The organism is Enterobacter sp. DNB-S2 (genome assembly GCF_019443845.1).
In the GTDB taxonomy this organism is placed as follows: domain Bacteria; phylum Pseudomonadota; class Gammaproteobacteria; order Enterobacterales; family Enterobacteriaceae; genus Enterobacter; species Enterobacter asburiae_B.
In genome coordinates, this window is record NZ_CP050520.1 from 131,590 (window position 1) to 149,043 (window position 17,454).

A 17,454-nucleotide genomic window follows, 5' to 3' on the forward strand; every position below is an offset into this window, starting at 1 on the left:
TATGGCAACATTAACTGCAAAAAATCTCGCGAAGGCCTACAAGGGCCGCCGTGTCGTAGAAGATGTCAGTCTGACCGTCAACTCCGGCGAAATTGTAGGGCTGCTTGGCCCTAACGGTGCGGGTAAAACCACCACCTTCTACATGGTCGTTGGCATTGTGCCGCGCGATGCCGGCAACATTATCATTGACGATGAAGACATCAGCCTTCTGCCGCTGCACGCGCGCGCGCGTCGCGGGATCGGCTACCTGCCGCAGGAAGCCTCCATTTTCCGTCGTCTTAGCGTTTACGATAACCTGATGGCGGTCCTGGAAATTCGTAACGATCTGACCAGCGAACAGCGTCAGGATCGTGCCAACGAATTGATGGAAGAGTTCCACATTGAGCATCTGCGCGACAGCCTCGGTCAGGCACTCTCCGGGGGTGAACGCCGTCGTGTTGAGATTGCACGTGCGCTGGCCGCAAACCCGAAATTTATCCTTCTGGATGAACCGTTTGCCGGCGTTGACCCGATCTCGGTTATCGACATTAAACGCATCATTGAACACCTGCGTGACAGCGGGCTTGGCGTACTGATCACCGACCACAACGTCCGTGAAACGCTGGCCGTGTGTGAACGCGCGTATATTGTCAGCCAGGGCAATCTGATCGCCCACGGTACGCCGCAGCAGATCCTCGAAGACGATCATGTTAAGCGCGTCTATCTTGGGGAAGACTTCAGACTCTGATAGGGTAGAGGTAACGTAACGCCGAACCGGAGAAAAATGCTCTGAACATGAAGCAAGGTTTGCAATTAAGGCTCAGCCAACAACTGGCAATGACGCCGCAGCTACAGCAGGCAATTCGCCTGTTGCAACTGTCCACGTTAGAACTTCAGCAGGAGCTCCAGCAGGCGCTGGACAGCAACCCCCTGCTGGAACAAACCGATCTTCATGACGAGGTAGATACTCAGCAGTCACAGGATACAGAAGCGCTCGACACCGCGGATGCACTCGAACAAAAAGAGATGCCCGACGAGCTACCGCTGGATGCCAGCTGGGATGAAATCTACACCGCCGGAACTCCTTCCGGTACGCGTGCAGACTACCAGGATGATGAGCTACCGGTCTATCAGGGAGAGACCACCCAGTCGCTGCAGGATTACCTGATGTGGCAGGTGGAACTCACCCCCTTCTCCGATACCGACCGCGCGATTGCCACCTCAATTGTCGATGCCGTTGACGACACCGGCTATTTGACCGTCACGCTGGACGATATCCTGGAAAGCATGGGCGACGACGAGATTGAGCTTGAGGAAGTCGAAGCCGTTCTGAAGCGCATCCAGCGTTTCGATCCGGTAGGCGTGGCCGCAAAAGATCTGCGCGACTGCCTGCTGATCCAGCTTTCTCAGTTCAGCAAAGAGACGCCATGGCTCGACGAGGCGCGCTTAATCATCAGCGATCATCTGGATCTGTTGGCCAACCACGATTTCCGCAGCCTGATGCGCGTCACGCGCCTGAAGGAAGAGGTGCTGAAAGAAGCGGTGAATCTGATCCAGTCACTCGATCCGCGCCCGGGACAGTCGATCCAGACCAGCGAGCCCGAGTACGTCATCCCGGACGTGCTGGTGAGAAAACACAATGACCGCTGGGTCGTTGAACTGAATTCAGACAGCATCCCTCGCCTGCAAATCAACCAGCAGTATGCCTCCATGTGCACCAGCGCGCGTAACGACTCCGACAATCAATATATTCGTAGCAATCTTCAGGAAGCGCGATGGCTGATCAAAAGTCTGGAAAGCCGAAATGATACGCTGCTGCGCGTCAGCCGCTGTATTGTCGAACAGCAGCAGGCGTTCTTTGAGCAGGGCGAAGAGTATATGAAACCGATGGTACTGGCGGATATCGCCCAGGCCGTCGAGATGCATGAATCAACCATTTCCCGTGTCACCACGCAGAAGTATCTGCACAGTCCACGCGGTATATTTGAGCTTAAGTATTTCTTCTCCAGCCATGTGAATACCGAGGGCGGCGGCGAAGCGTCGTCAACGGCCATTCGTGCCCTGGTGAAGAAGTTGATCGCCGCGGAGAACCCCGCGAAGCCACTAAGCGACAGTAAGTTAACCACCATGCTGTCCGATCAGGGTATTATGGTGGCACGTCGTACTGTTGCGAAGTATCGAGAGTCTTTATCCATTCCGCCGTCCAACCAGCGTAAACAGCTGGTCTGACACAACCGATAAGGAAGACACTATGCAGCTCAACATCACTGGACAAAACGTCGAAATTACTGAGGCTTTACGCGACTTCGTGAACGCGAAGTTTGCAAAACTCGAGCAGTATTTCGAAAGGATCAATCAGGTCTATATTGTGTTGAAAGTGGAGAAAGTGACTCATATCTCGGATGCCACCCTGCATGTTAACGGGGGTGAACTGCATGCCAGTGCGGAAGGGCAAGACATGTACGCTGCTATCGACGGCTTGATTGATAAGCTTGCACGACAGCTCAATAAACATAAAGATAAACTGAAACAACACTAATTGTCCGGGCAGTTAACGGGTGCAAGACGGCCTGTTGTGAAACACAACAGGCCATTTGTACAGTTAGCGCTTAGGTGAAATTATGATGAACAACGATTCCGCTCTTCAACTGAGCAATGTCCTTAACCAGGAATGTACCCGCAGTGCGGTTCACTGCCAGAGCAAAAAACGTGCGCTGGAGATCATCAGTGAACTGGCTGCCAAACAGCTGGGCCTGCCGCCGCAGGTGGTGTTCGAAGCGATTCTGACCCGTGAAAAAATGGGCAGTACCGGTATCGGCAACGGCATCGCGATCCCGCACGGCAAACTGGAAGAGGATACCCTGCGTGCCGTTGGTGTGTTTGTGCAGCTTGAAACACCCATCGCCTTCGATGCCATTGATAACCAGCCCGTCGATCTCCTCTTCGCGCTGCTGGTACCTGCCGACCAGACGAAAACCCATCTGCATACGCTGTCGCTGGTCGCAAAACGTCTGGCCGATAAAACCATTTGCCGTCGACTGCGCTCGGCCCAAAGTGATGAAGAGCTCTATCAAATTATCACTGAAGCAGAAGGCAATCAGGATGATGCATAACCAGGAGATGGCCTTCACATCTGTTGTCCTGAGGAGAAACGGAACATGGTGCTGATGATTGTCAGTGGCCGTTCAGGGTCGGGGAAATCCGTTGCTCTGCGCGCCCTGGAAGACATGGGTTTTTACTGCGTCGATAACCTGCCGGTCGTGTTGTTACCCGATCTGGCCCGCACGCTGGCGGAGAGACAAACCTCTGCCGCCGTCAGTATCGACGTTCGTAACATGCCTGAATCGCCAGAGATCTTCGAACAGGCCATGAGCAACCTGCCTGACGCGTTCTCGCCTCAGCTGCTGTTCCTCGATGCAGACCGCAATACGCTGATCCGCCGCTACAGCGATACCCGTCGTTTGCACCCGCTATCCAGCAAGAACCTCTCTCTGGAGAGCGCTATCGATGAAGAGAGCGACCTGCTGGAGCCGCTGCGTTCTCGTGCCGACCTGATTGTCGACACCTCTGAGATGTCCGTTCACGAGCTGGCGGAAATGCTGCGTACCCGGCTGTTGGGTAAACGCGAGCGCGAACTGACGATGGTGTTCGAATCCTTCGGCTTTAAGCACGGTATTCCGATTGATGCGGATTACGTTTTCGACGTGCGCTTCCTGCCGAACCCGCACTGGGATCCAAAACTGCGTCCAATGACCGGTCTGGATAAGCCGGTGGCGGCGTTCCTCGACCGGCACACAGAAGTACACAATTTTATCTACCAGACGCGAAGCTACCTTGAGCTATGGTTACCTATGCTGGAGACAAACAATCGTAGCTACCTGACGGTGGCGATTGGTTGTACCGGCGGTAAACATCGTTCGGTTTACATCGCCGAACAGCTGGCCGACTATTTCCGCTCGCGCGGTAAGAACGTTCAGTCCCGTCATCGCACGCTGGAAAAACGTAAAACATGACCGTAAAACAAACCGTTGAGATCACCAACAAGCTGGGTATGCATGCACGCCCGGCGATGAAGTTGTTTGAGCTGATGCAGGGTTTCGATGCAGAGGTTCTGCTGCGGAATGACGAAGGCACCGAAGCGGAGGCGAACAGCGTGATTGCGCTGCTGATGCTGGATTCCGCCAAAGGGCGCCAGATTGAAGTAGAAGCCACCGGCCCTCAGGAAGAGGAAGCGCTGGCGGCGGTGATTGCCCTGTTTAACGCAGGGTTCGACGAAGATTAAGGTCTGCTATTCAGGCGGGTAGCGCTGCGCTTACCCGCTCTACATAAGATTATTACGCTGCATAAACTCCTCTCCACCCAGCTGATTCATCTGGCGCATAATCCACGCCTGACGGCTTCGCACGTACCCTGATGGGGCAATGGCCTTAAAGCGGATAGGGTTCGGTAACACAGCGGCCAATAGCGCCGCTTCTGACATGCTCAGACGGCTGGCTGGCTTATTAAAATATCGCTGTGCGGCAGCTTCCACGCCAAATATACCGTCGCCAAACTCAGCGACGTTCAGATAGACGGTCAGAATGCGTTTTTTGCTCCAGACCGTTTCCATTCCCAGGGTCAACCCCGCTTCCAGCCCTTTTCGCACCCAGCTTCGACCATCCCACAGAAACAGATTTTTGGCCGTCTGCTGCGACAAGGTTGATGCCCCGCGCACGCGATTTTCATGGCGTTCGTTATGGGCTAGCGCCTTCTCAATGGCCGCCACGTCGAACCCCCAGTGCTCCGGGAATTTCTGGTCCTCCGCCGCGATGACCGCCAGCCCCATGAACGGGGAGATCTCGTCCATGCTCACCCAGTCAGAGTGGGCAACGTAGCCGAAATCGCCGCTGAACCACGCGCTAAGCTGGCGCTCAACCATAACGGCAGAGAACGGTACCGGCATAATGCTGAATAAAGCCAGCCCGCCCCCCCAGAATACCGCTAGCACAAGTACGATGCGCAAGAGAAAACGTTTCACCCCTGCGCCTGCGGCAAATTTGCGCCTCATTCAGTCAGCACCAGCACGCGGGCCACCAGCTTTTCAATACCTGAGGCCGCCTCAGCGATATTGTTCGCCAGCATATACGCTGGCGTGGTGACAATTTTGTTATCTTCATCAACCACAATGTCATCAACCGGGCACGGAACGTGTTCGCCCCCCATTTCCTCGACGATCTCTGCGGTATCAATATCCGTCCCGATAGTCAGGCGCAGCGGGAAATCAAAAATCCTGGGCACCATTGCCGGCGCGATGCAGATAAAGCCCTGCGGTTTTCCTGCCGCGTGCATGGCCTGCGACAGCGCTTTAAGATGAGGATCGATCTGACACTCCGCTCCCTGCGCAGCAAAGGTACTCAGATTTTTGGCCGCGCCAAACCCACCCGGCACAATGAGCGCATCAAGCTCTGTAGGGTCTGCCTGAATAAGAGGATGGATATCACCTCGCGCAATACGCGCGGCTTCAATCAGTACATTGCGGTTTTCTGCCATCGGCTCGCCGGTCAGATGATTAATCACATCCGCCTGATTTTTGTCCGGCGCAAAACAAATAACCTCTGCTCCCTGCTTAGCCAGGGCCAGCAGCGTGATTACGGCTTCATGTATTTCAGAACCATCGTAAACACCGCATCCGCTCAGCACGACACCAATCTTTTTCATCATGACAATCCTTTTCTGCAACTTGCTGAAGCACATTAATAATTTTGATTAAAACGCTATGCTTCACACATTTCACTGATTCATGTAACAAACCATTTAAGATTTGCTATCTTATCTGCGTGCGGCCTAAATTTTTCAGGCAGCGCCCTTTCGAAAATAACTTTATAAAACAGGCGCAGCCACGATTTCCCTGGTGTTGGCGCAGTATTCGCGCACCCCGGTTAATCCGGGGTCATTTTTTTCTGGCGTCGACCCAGGCTTTAAGCACCGCCACATCGTTTTGCCACTCTTGTTTCATCTCTTCAACCCAATCACCCACGTTATCTTCCCATGCAGGTAAATCAGGCGACTGAATCTGTTGACCCAGCTGCTGCAGATGGCGTAAGCCGACCGAGCCGGCCGCACCTTTAATTTTATGTCCTTCTTCGACGATGCCCTTCTGGTCCCGGGCGGTCAGGTTTGATTCCAGCACGCTCAGATAGCCCGGCATCATTTTTTCGAACACCGCCAGACCATCGGTAATCAGTTTCGGGCCCACCAGATCGATGTACTGCTCCAGCATCGCGGTATCGAGTATCGTTTGGGCTTTTGCGCTATCAACAGACGTCATGGTGCTCTCCTCTTCATCACGGGTATCCCAGAACTTCTTAATCATGGCGGTCAGAGCAGGCACCGCCAGCGGCTTGCTGAGTACATCGTCCATACCGGCATCGAGATACTCTTTTTTGTCTTTCAGCACGTTCGCCGTCAGCGCCACCAGCGGCGGCAGCTCGTCGGCCGCGTACTGACGCGTCAGCTCACGAGAGATATCCAGCCCGGTCATATCCGGCAGCTGGATATCGAGCAGAACAAGATCGTATTCGCCCGGTTTAAACATCTCCAGCGCGGCCTTACCGGTCATCGCGACATCCACGCTATTGCCCAGTTTTTCCAGCACCGAGCGCGCCACAATCACGTTCAGCTCAATGTCTTCCACCAGCAGAACGTGCAGCGCGGGCAGCGGCATGTCGTCGTTTTCAAAGGTGTCTTCAACCTCTTCCGCCACCGCCGGCGCATGGACCGTCAGCGTGAAGGTTGACCCTTTGCCCGGCTGGCTGACAACGGTGATATCGCCACCCATGCTCTTCGCCAGCCGTTTAGAGACCGCCAGGCCAATGCCTGTTCCGGTAGCTGGCTTCCCGCCGTTGCTGTCCTTCACCTGGTAGTACATCGCGAAAATTTTGTCCTGCTCCTCCTGCGGAATACCCATCCCGGAGTCTTCCACCTCGAAGTGCAGCATATCGCCTTCGTCAAAGCGGATGCGCACCGCCACCTGCCCCTTCTGGGTAAATTTCACCGCGTTGCTGATGAGATTCCACAGGATCTGACGCAGACGCGTGCCGTCGGTCACCACTTTATGCGGCAGCGGCAGGGTGGGATCCATGACAAAGCTCAGTCCCTTCTGCTGCGCCTGCAGGCCTGAGAGATTTTCGAGGTCGGCAAGGAAGCTGGTGAAATCAACCGGCTGATTATCAAGCTGAACTTTACGGCGCTCCATCTTATCCATATCAATAATATCGTTGAAGATATTACCCAGCGTGACCGCTGAGACATGGATAGTCTTGAGGTATTTTTCCTGCTCTGCGGTCAGGTCGGTATCCAGCAGAATACGGCTCAGCCCGACAATGCCATTAAGCGGCGTACGCAGCTCGTGGCTGATGGTGGAGATAAAGGTAGTCTTGTCGCGGCTGGCGCGCTCCAGAGCGTCCTGGTAGCGCTTACGCTCGGTGATATCGCGGCCAAAGCCCATCAGGCCGTGGCGTTTCCCCACGCGGTCATAGTAGGGCACCTTACGGATCTCAAAGCAGGCTTTGCGTCCGTCCGGGTAATCCAGCCACTGTTCATAGGTCAGCGAGACGTTATGGCGGAATACTTTTTCGTCCGTCTCCATGACCTTAGCCGCCGCCTCTTCAGAGTAAACGTCCTGCGGCTTCAGGTTAATCAGCTGCTTCTCGCTTTTCCCGGTGAGCAGCTCCATCGCCCGGTTACAGCCGGAAAACTCTTTATCTTCATTACGGTAAAACACCAGATCCGGCGAAGCATCAAGGAACGACCGCAGGAAAGAGGATTGCTGCTCAAGCTGGATCTGTGTGACCTCGCGCTCTTTCATTTCGATTTTAAGCTGCTCCAGCGTGGCCTGACGCTCGGCTTCCGCCTTCTCACGATCGGAGATCTCCTGATTCAGCTGCGCAATGTTGTCTTTAAGCTGGACGTTGAGCTTCAGGTCGCGCTCGCGCATCTCTTCCAGTTTATCGACCAGTTTTGACAGACGCTGACGGGACTCTTCCAGCTGTTCAACCACCACGGAAAGGAAATAGACCGCCCAGGGCGTAATGAGCAAGCCAAAGAAGATGGAGCGGATGACGTCGATACTCTCGACCTGACCATGCAGAACCATGGTGACGGCCATTTGCACGACAATGGCCAGAACGACCAGCGCCAGCGCAAGCAGCATGGAGAAACGCACCAGCCCAAGCTTCATCATCAGGTCGACGTAATACTGGGCAAGCATTCGAATTTGCTTCATAGAGGATCCCTTCACGACTTTATCGCTCAATAATACTCAAATTCAGGGCGAGGCGTTGAAGGTTGTGAGAAAAAGTGCGGGGTGAAACAGGAGATTAGCCTCGCTCCCGGTTAACCGGAAGCGAGGAGAGGTCAATCAGGAGCGTTTCAACAGCAGCCAGAGGCTGATCAGGAGGAAACTGGCGCTTGGCAGCAGCGCACCAATTATCGGCGGAATGCCATAAACCAGCGTCAACGGACCGAAGATCTGATCGAGCACGTAGAACACAAAGCCGAAACTGATACCGGTCACGACGCGCACGCCCATCGGCACGCTGCGTAACGGGCCGAAGATAAACGACAGCGCCATCAGCATCATCACCGCCACGGACATCGGCTGGAAGATCTTGCTCCACATGTTGAGCTGATAACGTCCTGCGTCCTGCCCGCTCGACTTCAGGTATTTCACATAGTTGTGCAAACCGCTGATGGAGAGCGCGTCAGGATCCAGCGCCACAACACCGAGCTTGTCAGGCGTCAGGTTGGTCTTCCACGTACCGGTTACCGTCTGAGAACCGGCGATCTGTTTCGGATCGGTCAGGTTAGATTCATCAACCTGGGACAAACGCCACTGTTTATGTTCGGCGTCAAATTTCGCCGAAGAGGCGTGGCGGACTGACTCCAGACGGCGCTGGTCATCGAAAGCATAGATGCTCACCACACCCAGTTCATCATTCCCCTTCACCCGTTCGATGTAGACGAAGTTTTTACCGTCTTTCGCCCATAAACCTTGTTGGGTCGAGAGCAGCGAGCCGCCGTACATGGCCTGCGCACGGTAGTTACGCGCCATCTGTTCACCCTGCGGCGCGACCCACTCGCCAATCGCCATGGTCAACAGCACCAGTGGGATCGCGGTTTTCATTACCGACAGCGCAACCTGCATGCGGGTAAAGCCCGAGGCCTGCATAACGACCAGCTCACTGCGCTGCGCCAGCATCCCCAGCCCCAGCAGCGCGCCCAGCAGGGCCGCCATCGGGAAGAAGATCTGCACATCTTTCGGCACGCTGAGCAGGGTATACATCCCCGCGCCCATCGCGTCATAGCTCCCCTGCCCGGCTTTTTTCAGCTGATCGACAAATTTGATAATGCCGGAGAGCGACACCAGCATGAACAACGTCATCATGATGGTGGTAAAAATGGTTTTACCGATATAGCGATCAAGAACGCCAAACGCCTGCATTAGATGGCTCCTTTACGCGAGAATCGGGCACGTATGCGGCGCACAGGCACCGTATCCCACAGGTTTAATCCCAGCGCCAGTAAGATGTACAGGCTGTTGACGAACCATGTCCAGACCATAGGGTCCAGCTTACCCTTCGCGCCGTTAGAACGAATCGAGGTTTGCAGCAGGAAATAGATCAGGTAAAGCAGCATCGCCGGCAGCATAGAGAGCACGCGGCCCTGGCGTGGGTTCACCACGCTCAGCGGAACGACAATCAGCGCCATCATAAACACGGTGAAGACAAGCGTAATACGCCAGTGGAACTCAGCACGCGCTCTGTCGGTATCGGTATTCCACAGGGTACGCATGTCCATTTGCTCGGTATCCGTTGGATCGAGCGCCACCGCCTGATGGCCGATAATGGCCTGATAGTTCTGGAAATCCGTAATACGGAAGTCGCGCAGCATGGCGGTGCCTTCGAAACGGGTGCCTTTGTTCAGCGTCACGATCTGAGAACCATCTTTGCGCTGAGCAAGCTGGCCGGAGTCTGCAACCACCACGGAAGGACGCGCGTTACCTTTGGGACGTAACTGCGCCAGGAATACGTCGTTGAATTTACTGCCGTCAACGCTCTCAATGAAGAGCACGGAGTTGCCGTCGGTCGCCTGCTGGAACTGCCCCTGGGCTAAGGCTGCCATGCCGGGGTTGGCTTTCGCTTCGGCCAGCACTTCGTCCTGATGACGGGAAGACATGGGACCCGCCCACATCACATTCACCGCCGCGACAATACCCGTGAACAGCGCCAGTATCATGGCCGCTTTCACCAGTACCGCTTTGCTCAGGCCACAGGCATGCATCACCGTGATTTCACTCTCGGTGTAGAGTTTCCCAAGCGTCATGAGCAGGCCAAGGAAAAGACTTAGCGGCAGGATGAGCTGCGCCATTTCCGGGATCCCTAAACCAAGCAGGGAAAGCACCAGATTTGTTGGAATTTCGCCGTCAACGGCCGCACCGAGGATCTTAACCAGCTTCTGACAGAAAAAAATCAGCAGCAGGATGAAGAGGATCGCCAGTTGGCTTTTGAGCGTCTCCCGCACCAGATATCTTATGATTATCACTTTAAATACGCCCGTAAAAACCCGTCTCTTTGCTGGAAAATCGCTTGTTTCATGGCTTAAACGTCATTTATTCTCTTGAGTCGTCGAAATCATCGCTAAGATTAAAACATCCGGCGGATTCACGCTTCAGGACTTTTTCTGACGTGTCGAAACCGTAGTAACGTAAGATTAACACGAAGTCACCACAACAGCGGACATGAGTTACGAAAGGTTTCAATTCTATCCGTAGCTGCCGCCGTTGTCTTTAAGATTCAGGAGCGTAGTGCATGGAGTTCAGTGTAAAAAGCGGTAGCCCGGAGAAACAGCGGAGTGCCTGCATCGTTGTGGGCGTCTTTGAACCACGCCGACTCTCCCCGATCGCCGAGCAACTCGATAAAATCAGTGACGGCTATATTAGCGCCCTGCTGCGCCGTGGCGAACTGGAAGGCAAACCTGGGCAGACGCTGTTACTGCACCATGTTCCGAACGTACTGTCAGAACGTATTCTGCTGATTGGCTGCGGCAAAGAACGCGAGCTGGATGAACGTCAGTATAAGCAGGTGATTCAGAAAACAATCAATACGCTGAATGATACTGGCTCAATGGAAGCCGTATGCTTCCTGACGGAGCTGCACGTTAAAGGGCGTAACACCTACTGGAAAGTGCGTCAGGCGGTTGAAACGGCAAAAGAGAGCCTGTACAGCTTCGATCAGCTGAAGACCAATAAAAGCGAGCCGCGTCGTCCGCTGCGTAAAATGGTCTTTAACGTGCCAACCCGTCGCGAGCTGACCAGCGGCGAACGCGCGATCCAGCACGGTCTGGCGATCGCGGCCGGCATTAAAGCGGCCAAAGATCTCGGCAACATGCCGCCTAACATCTGTAACGCGGCATACCTGGCCTCTCAGGCGCGTCAGCTGGCCGACGCCTACAGCAAAAACGTCATTACCCGCGTCATCGGCGAACAGCAGATGAAAGAGTTGGGGATGCACTCTTACCTGGCGGTCGGTAACGGCTCGCAGAACGAATCCCTGATGTCCGTCATCGAGTACAAAGGCAATCCGTCCGAAGACGCGCGCCCGATTGTGCTCGTCGGTAAAGGCCTGACCTTCGACTCCGGCGGTATCTCCATCAAGCCTGCCGAAGGCATGGATGAGATGAAGTACGACATGTGCGGTGCGGCGGCGGTTTACGGCGTGATGCGCATGGTCGCGGAACTGCAGTTGCCTATCAACGTGATCGGCGTACTGGCGGGCTGCGAAAACATGCCTGGCGGGCGCGCCTATCGTCCGGGTGACGTTCTGACCACCATGTCCGGCCAGACCGTTGAAGTGCTGAACACCGACGCCGAAGGCCGTCTGGTGCTGTGTGACGTGCTGACCTATGTTGAGCGCTTCGAGCCGGAAGCGGTGATTGACGTCGCTACCCTCACCGGAGCCTGTGTGATTGCGCTGGGTCACCATATCACCGGCCTGATGTCGAACCACAATCCTCTGGCGCACGAGCTTATTGGTGCCTCAGAGCAGGCCGGGGACCGCGCATGGCGTCTGCCGCTGGGTGACGAGTATCAGGATCAGCTTGAGTCTAACTTTGCGGATATGGCGAACATTGGCGGACGTCCTGGCGGGGCGATCACCGCGGGCTGCTTCCTGGCACGCTTCACCCGCAAGTACAACTGGGCACACCTGGATATCGCGGGCACCGCATGGCGATCCGGTAAAGCCAAAGGCGCAACCGGCCGTCCAGTGGCGCTGCTGTCGCAGTTCCTGCTGAACCGCGCAGGTTTTAACGGCGACGAGTAAGTCAAAACGGCAGTAAACCGTAGGCCGGGTAAGGCGAAGCCGCCACCCGGCTTAAGCATTTAAAGTGAGCACAAGAAGCCCCATATATGAAGAATGCAACGTTCTACCTTCTGGACAACGACACCCATCAGGATGGCCTCAGCGCCGTAGAACAGCTGGTGTGTGAAATTGCCGCAGAACGTTGGCGCGCAGGTAAACGCGTTCTGATTGCCTGTGAAGATGAACAGCAGGCGATTCGCCTGGATGAAGCGCTGTGGGCGCGCCCCCCGGAGAGTTTTGTGCCGCATAATCTGTCGGGCGAAGGCCCGCGCGGCGGTGCACCGGTTGAAATTGCCTGGCCGCAAAAGCGCAACAGCAGCGCGCGCGATATTCTGATTAGCCTGCGGATAGATTTTGCAGATTTTGCCACCGCTTTCACAGAAGTGGTAGACTTTGTCCCTTACGAAGAATCTTTAAAACAACTGGCGCGCGAACGCTATAAAGCGTACCGCCTGGCTGGTTTTAACCTGAATACGGCAACCTGGAAATAATGGAAAAGACATATAACCCACGCGATATCGAACAGCCGCTTTACGAGCACTGGGAACAGCAGGGCTATTTCAAGCCTAACGGCGACGAAAGCAAAGAGTCCTTCTGCATCATGATCCCGCCGCCGAACGTCACCGGCAGTTTGCATATGGGTCATGCTTTCCAGCAGACCATCATGGACACCATGATCCGCTACCAGCGTATGCAGGGTAAAAACACCCTGTGGCAGGCGGGGACTGACCACGCGGGTATCGCGACCCAGATGGTGGTTGAGCGTAAAATTGCCGCTGAAGAAGGAAAAACCCGCCACGACTACGGTCGCGACGCGTTCATCGACAAAATCTGGCAGTGGAAGGCGGAATCCGGCGGCACCATTACCCGTCAGATGCGCCGTCTCGGCAACTCCGTGGACTGGGAGCGCGAGCGCTTCACCATGGACGAAGGCCTGTCCAACGCCGTTAAAGAAGTCTTCGTCCGCCTGTACAAAGAAGACCTGATTTACCGCGGCAAACGCCTGGTAAACTGGGATCCAAAACTGCGCACCGCCATCTCTGACCTGGAAGTGGAAAACCGCGAGTCTAAAGGCTCCATGTGGCACATCCGCTATCCGCTGGCCGATGGCGCAAAAACCGCCGACGGTAAAGATTACCTGGTGGTTGCAACGACCCGTCCGGAAACCCTGCTGGGCGATACCGGCGTGGCCGTTAACCCGGAAGATCCGCGTTATAAAGATCTGATCGGCAAATTCGTGGTGCTGCCGCTGGTAAACCGCCGTATTCCGATTGTGGGCGACGAACACGCCGACATGGAAAAAGGCACCGGCTGCGTAAAAATCACCCCGGCGCACGACTTCAACGACTATGAAGTCGGCCGTCGTCACGCCCTGCCGATGATCAACATTCTGACCTTCGACGGTGATATCCGCGAAAGCGCAGAAGTGTACGACACCAAAGGCAACGAATCCGACGTTTACTCCAGCGACATCCCGGCTGAGTTCCAGAAGCTGGAGCGTTTTGCCGCGCGTAAAGCCATCGTGGCTGCCGTTGACGCGCTCGGCCTGCTGGAAGAGATCAAACCTCACGATCTGACCGTGCCGTACGGCGACCGTGGCGGCGTGGTTATCGAGCCAATGCTGACCGACCAGTGGTACGTGCGTGCCGACGTGCTGGCGAAACCGGCTGTCGAAGCGGTTGAAAACGGCAGCATTCAGTTCGTGCCGAAGCAGTACGAAAACATGTACTTCTCTTGGATGCGCGACATTCAGGACTGGTGTATCTCTCGTCAGCTGTGGTGGGGTCACCGTATTCCGGCGTGGTACGACAACGAAGGCAACGTTTACGTTGGCCGTAGCGAAGACGAAGTGCGTCAGGAAAACAACCTGAGCGCGGACATTGCGCTGCGTCAGGACGAAGACGTGCTGGACACCTGGTTCTCCTCCGCGCTGTGGACCTTCTCCACCCTCGGCTGGCCAGAAAACACCGACGCGCTGCGTCAGTTCCACCCAACCAGCGTGATGGTCTCCGGCTTCGACATTATCTTCTTCTGGATTGCCCGCATGATCATGATGACCATGCACTTCATCAAAGACGAAGACGGCAAGCCGCAGGTTCCGTTCCATACCGTCTACATGACCGGTCTGATCCGCGACGACGAAGGCCAGAAGATGTCCAAGTCCAAGGGGAACGTGATTGACCCGCTGGATATGGTTGACGGTATCTCTCTGGAAGATCTGCTGGAAAAACGTACCGGCAACATGATGCAGCCGCAGCTGGCTGAGAAAATCCGCAAGCGCACCGAGAAGCAGTTCCCGAACGGGATCGAGTCTCACGGTACCGACGCCCTGCGCTTCACCCTGGCGGCACTGGCCTCAACCGGTCGTGACATCAACTGGGACATGAAGCGTCTGGAAGGTTACCGTAACTTCTGTAACAAACTGTGGAACGCCAGCCGTTTCGTGCTGATGAATACCGAAGATCAGGATTGCGGCTTCAACGGCGGCGAGATGACGCTGTCTCTGGCAGACCGCTGGATCCTGGCGGAATTCAACCAGACGGTGAAAGCGTTCCGCGAGGCGCTGGACAGCTACCGCTTCGATATCGCGGCGGGCATTCTGTATGAATTCACCTGGAACCAGTTCTGCGACTGGTATCTGGAGCTGGCGAAGCCGGTGATGAACGGCGGCACTGAGGCGGAGCTGCGCGGCACGCGCAACACGCTGATTACCGTTCTGGAAGGTCTGCTGCGCCTGGCGCATCCGGTCATTCCATTCATCACCGAAACCATCTGGCAGCGCGTGAAGGTGATTGCAGGCATCAACGCCGATACCATCATGCTGCAGCCGTTCCCGGAATTCGATGCGGCCAAGGTTGATGAAGCGGCGTCCGCGGATACCGAGTGGCTGAAACAGGCGATCGTTGCGGTACGTAACATCCGTGCTGAAATGAACATCGCCCCAGGCAAACCGCTGGAGCTGCTGCTGCGTGGCTGCAGCGAGGCTGCCGTTCGTCGCGTCGCCGAGAACAACACCTTCCTGAAAACCATGGCGCGTCTGGAAAGCATCACCGTGCTGCCTGCGGATGACAAAGGTCCGGTTTCCGTGACCAAAATCATCGACGGCGCCGAGCTGCTGATCCCGATGGCGGGCCTGATCGACAAAGACGCCGAGCTGGCTCGTCTGGCGAAAGAAGTGGCAAAAGTCGACGTGGAAATTGGCAAAATCGAAAGCAAGCTGGCGAACGAAGGCTTTGTCGCCCGCGCGCCGGAAGCGGTCATCGCGAAAGAGCGCGAGCGTCTGGTTGCCTTCGCCGATGCGAAGACCAAGCTGATCGAGCAGCAGGCGGTTATCGCAGCCCTGTAATGCTTTTACCCCTTACGCTTCAGGGCGTAAGGGGTATCCTTCCTGAAAACTCCTCGCTTGCACTCCCCTTTCTGCGGTGCTATTAACAGCAGTTATGTGTCAATTTTTGTAATGAGTAATGCTATGAGCGTGATTACCCCCGTCGCGACGACGATGCGCCGGATCGCTGAGCAGGATAACCCGGCAATCGCCGCCGTTATCCGCACCGTTTCTGCCGAATATGGCCTGACGGCTGACAAAGGCTACACGGTTGCCGACCCGAACCTGGACGAGCTTTACCAGCTCTACAGCCAGCCAGGGCATGCCTACTGGGTAATCGAGCAGAACGGTCAGGTTGTGGGCGGCGGCGGCGTGGCGCCCCTCAGCTGCAGCGAGCCGGATATCTGTGAGCTGCAGAAAATGTATTTTCTGCCAACGGCGCGCGGGCAAGGGCTGGCGAAAAAGCTGGCGCTGATGGCGCTGGACCACGCGCGCAAGCAGGGTTTTACCCGCTGCTACCTGGAAACCACCGCTTTCCTCAAAGAGGCCATCGGCCTGTATGAACATCTGGGCTTTGAGCATATCGATGCGCCGCTGGGCTGTACCGGCCACGTTGATTGCGAAGTCAGGATGCTGAAAAGTCTGTAAGTTTCGTTCCTGCCCTCTTCTGTTAAGCGGCTGTAAACTGAATGCTCTACACTCTCAGTTCACACCACAACGGGGGAAACACGATGTCGAAGATAAAAAGCTACGCCGCACCGCAGGCGGGTGCAGAACTTGAGCTGTACGAGTACGATGCGGGCGAACTAAAAGCAGAAGACGTCGAAGTACAGGTTGATTACTGCGGGATCTGCCACTCGGATCTCTCGATGATCGATAACGAATGGGGCTTCTCGAGCTATCCGCTGGTTGCCGGGCACGAAGTCATTGGCCGCGTCGTGGCGCTCGGTAGCGCCGCGCAGGACAAAGGGCTGAAGGTAGGCCAACGCGTGGGCATTGGCTGGACGGCACGCAGCTGTGGTCACTGTGACGCCTGTATCAGCGGCAATCAGATCAACTGCCTCGAGGGCGCCGTTCCCACTATTCTGAACAAGGGCGGTTTTGCCGACAAACTGCGCGCCGACTGGCAATGGGTGATCCCGCTGCCGGACAGCATTGATATCGAATCCGCAGGTCCGCTGCTGTGCGGCGGTATCACCGTCTTCAAACCTCTGCTGATGCACCACATCACCGCCACCAGCCGCGTGGGCGTCATTGGTATTGGCGGCCTGGGGCATATCGCCATCAAGCTGCTGCACGCGATGGGCTGTGAAGTCACGGCGTTCAGCTCCAACCCGGCGAAAGAGAAAGAAGTGCTGGCGATGGGTGCGGATAAAGTGGTGAACAGCCGCGATCCTGACGCGCTGAACGCGCTGGCTGGGCAGTTTGACCTGATCATCAACACCGTTAACGTCGATCTCAACTGGCAGCCGTACTTTGAGGCGCTGGCCTACGGCGGTAACTTCCACACCGTAGGTGCCGTGATGAAGCCGCTGCCGGTTCCGGCGTTTACCCTGATCGGCGGGGATCGCAGCGTGTCAGGCTCCGCGACCGGTACGCCGTTTGAGTTGCGCAAGCTGATGAAGTTTGCCGGACGCACCAAAGTGGCGCCGACCACCGAACTGTATCCGATGTCGAAAATCAACGAAGCGATCCAGCACGTGCGTGACGGCAAAGCCCGCTACCGCGTGGTGTTGAAAGCGGATTTTTGAT

General features: G+C 55.8%; 16 protein-coding genes. 11 read left to right on the forward strand and 5 right to left on the reverse strand.

Going from position 1 to position 17,454, the window contains the following annotated elements; translation table 11 throughout:
* Window position 1: 1 nt before the first annotated feature.
* The 6 genes from lptB to npr all read left to right on the forward strand — a co-directional run bounded on the left by lptB (window position 2) and on the right by npr (window position 4,261).
* The gene (lptB, locus tag HB664_RS00720) at window positions 2–727 is read left to right on the forward strand and encodes an LPS export ABC transporter ATP-binding protein (protein ID WP_033146751.1); all 726 of its coding nucleotides are present in this window, start codon (window positions 2–4) and stop codon (window positions 725–727) included.
* A 47-nt stretch (window positions 728–774) separates the two neighbouring features.
* A complete protein-coding gene (rpoN, locus tag HB664_RS00725) occupies window positions 775–2,208 on the forward strand; it encodes an RNA polymerase factor sigma-54 (protein WP_032659700.1) in 1,434 nt (477 codons plus the stop codon).
* Window positions 2,209–2,230: 22 nt separating this feature from the next.
* A complete protein-coding gene (gene hpf / locus HB664_RS00730; RefSeq protein ID WP_008501444.1) occupies window positions 2,231–2,518 on the forward strand; it encodes a ribosome hibernation promoting factor in 288 nt (95 codons plus the stop codon).
* A gap of 82 nt (window positions 2,519–2,600) precedes the next feature.
* Window positions 2,601–3,092: a PTS IIA-like nitrogen regulatory protein PtsN gene (gene ptsN / locus HB664_RS00735; RefSeq protein WP_008501443.1), complete on the forward strand. Its 492-nt coding sequence runs from the start codon at window positions 2,601–2,603 to the stop codon at window positions 3,090–3,092.
* A gap of 45 nt (window positions 3,093–3,137) precedes the next feature.
* On the forward strand, window positions 3,138–3,992 hold the full coding sequence (rapZ, locus tag HB664_RS00740; protein ID WP_014885397.1) for an RNase adapter RapZ: 855 nt from the start codon (window positions 3,138–3,140) through the stop codon (window positions 3,990–3,992).
* Window positions 3,989–4,261: a PTS phosphocarrier protein NPr gene (npr, locus tag HB664_RS00745; protein ID WP_003861872.1), complete on the forward strand. Its 273-nt coding sequence runs from the start codon at window positions 3,989–3,991 to the stop codon at window positions 4,259–4,261. Before rapZ ends, npr begins: the two co-directional genes overlap by 4 nt.
* Window positions 4,262–4,300: 39 nt before the next feature.
* Here the strand turns inward: npr and mtgA are convergent, their stop codons facing one another.
* The 5 genes from mtgA to lptF all read right to left on the reverse strand — a co-directional run bounded on the left by mtgA (window position 4,301) and on the right by lptF (window position 10,560).
* Window positions 4,301–5,026 (reverse strand): monofunctional biosynthetic peptidoglycan transglycosylase, encoded by a 726-nt coding sequence (gene mtgA / locus HB664_RS00750; RefSeq protein WP_219940269.1) that lies wholly within the window; start codon window positions 5,024–5,026, stop codon window positions 4,301–4,303.
* A complete protein-coding gene (elbB, locus tag HB664_RS00755; RefSeq protein WP_033146753.1) occupies window positions 5,023–5,676 on the reverse strand; it encodes an isoprenoid biosynthesis glyoxalase ElbB in 654 nt (217 codons plus the stop codon). Before elbB ends, mtgA begins: the two co-directional genes overlap by 4 nt.
* Before the next feature lie 232 nt (window positions 5,677–5,908).
* Complete coding sequence (gene arcB / locus HB664_RS00760; RefSeq protein WP_219940270.1) at window positions 5,909–8,242, reverse strand: aerobic respiration two-component sensor histidine kinase ArcB; 2,334 nt, start codon at window positions 8,240–8,242, stop codon at window positions 5,909–5,911.
* A gap of 135 nt (window positions 8,243–8,377) precedes the next feature.
* Entirely contained in the window at window positions 8,378–9,460 is a 1,083-nt protein-coding gene (lptG, locus tag HB664_RS00765) for an LPS export ABC transporter permease LptG (RefSeq protein WP_219940271.1), read from the reverse strand.
* Complete coding sequence (gene lptF / locus HB664_RS00770) at window positions 9,460–10,560, reverse strand: LPS export ABC transporter permease LptF (RefSeq protein WP_024906345.1); 1,101 nt, start codon at window positions 10,558–10,560, stop codon at window positions 9,460–9,462. Before lptF ends, lptG begins: the two co-directional genes overlap by 1 nt.
* A 266-nt stretch (window positions 10,561–10,826) precedes the next feature.
* Here lptF and pepA point away from each other — a divergent pair, with 266 nt between their 5' ends.
* The 5 genes from pepA (at window position 10,827) to HB664_RS00795 (ending at window position 17,453) form a co-directional block, all read left to right on the forward strand.
* Window positions 10,827–12,338 carry a leucyl aminopeptidase gene (gene pepA, locus HB664_RS00775; RefSeq protein ID WP_023309366.1) on the forward strand — a complete coding sequence of 504 codons (1,512 nt, stop codon included), beginning with the start codon at window positions 10,827–10,829 and terminating at the stop codon, window positions 12,336–12,338.
* A gap of 86 nt (window positions 12,339–12,424) precedes the next feature.
* On the forward strand, window positions 12,425–12,868 hold the full coding sequence (gene holC, locus HB664_RS00780) for a DNA polymerase III subunit chi (RefSeq protein WP_008502815.1): 444 nt from the start codon (window positions 12,425–12,427) through the stop codon (window positions 12,866–12,868).
* Window positions 12,868–15,723, forward strand: coding sequence for a valine--tRNA ligase (locus HB664_RS00785; protein ID WP_033146755.1), 2,856 nt, complete (start codon window positions 12,868–12,870; stop codon window positions 15,721–15,723). The genes holC and HB664_RS00785 overlap by 1 nt, the downstream gene beginning before the upstream one ends.
* Before the next feature lie 123 nt (window positions 15,724–15,846).
* Window positions 15,847–16,350 carry a GNAT family N-acetyltransferase gene (locus HB664_RS00790; protein ID WP_039260409.1) on the forward strand — a complete coding sequence of 168 codons (504 nt, stop codon included), beginning with the start codon at window positions 15,847–15,849 and terminating at the stop codon, window positions 16,348–16,350.
* Between the two features lie 83 nt (window positions 16,351–16,433).
* Window positions 16,434–17,453, forward strand: coding sequence for an NAD(P)-dependent alcohol dehydrogenase (locus HB664_RS00795; RefSeq protein ID WP_033146757.1), 1,020 nt, complete (start codon window positions 16,434–16,436; stop codon window positions 17,451–17,453).
* Window position 17,454 lies beyond the last annotated feature (1 nt).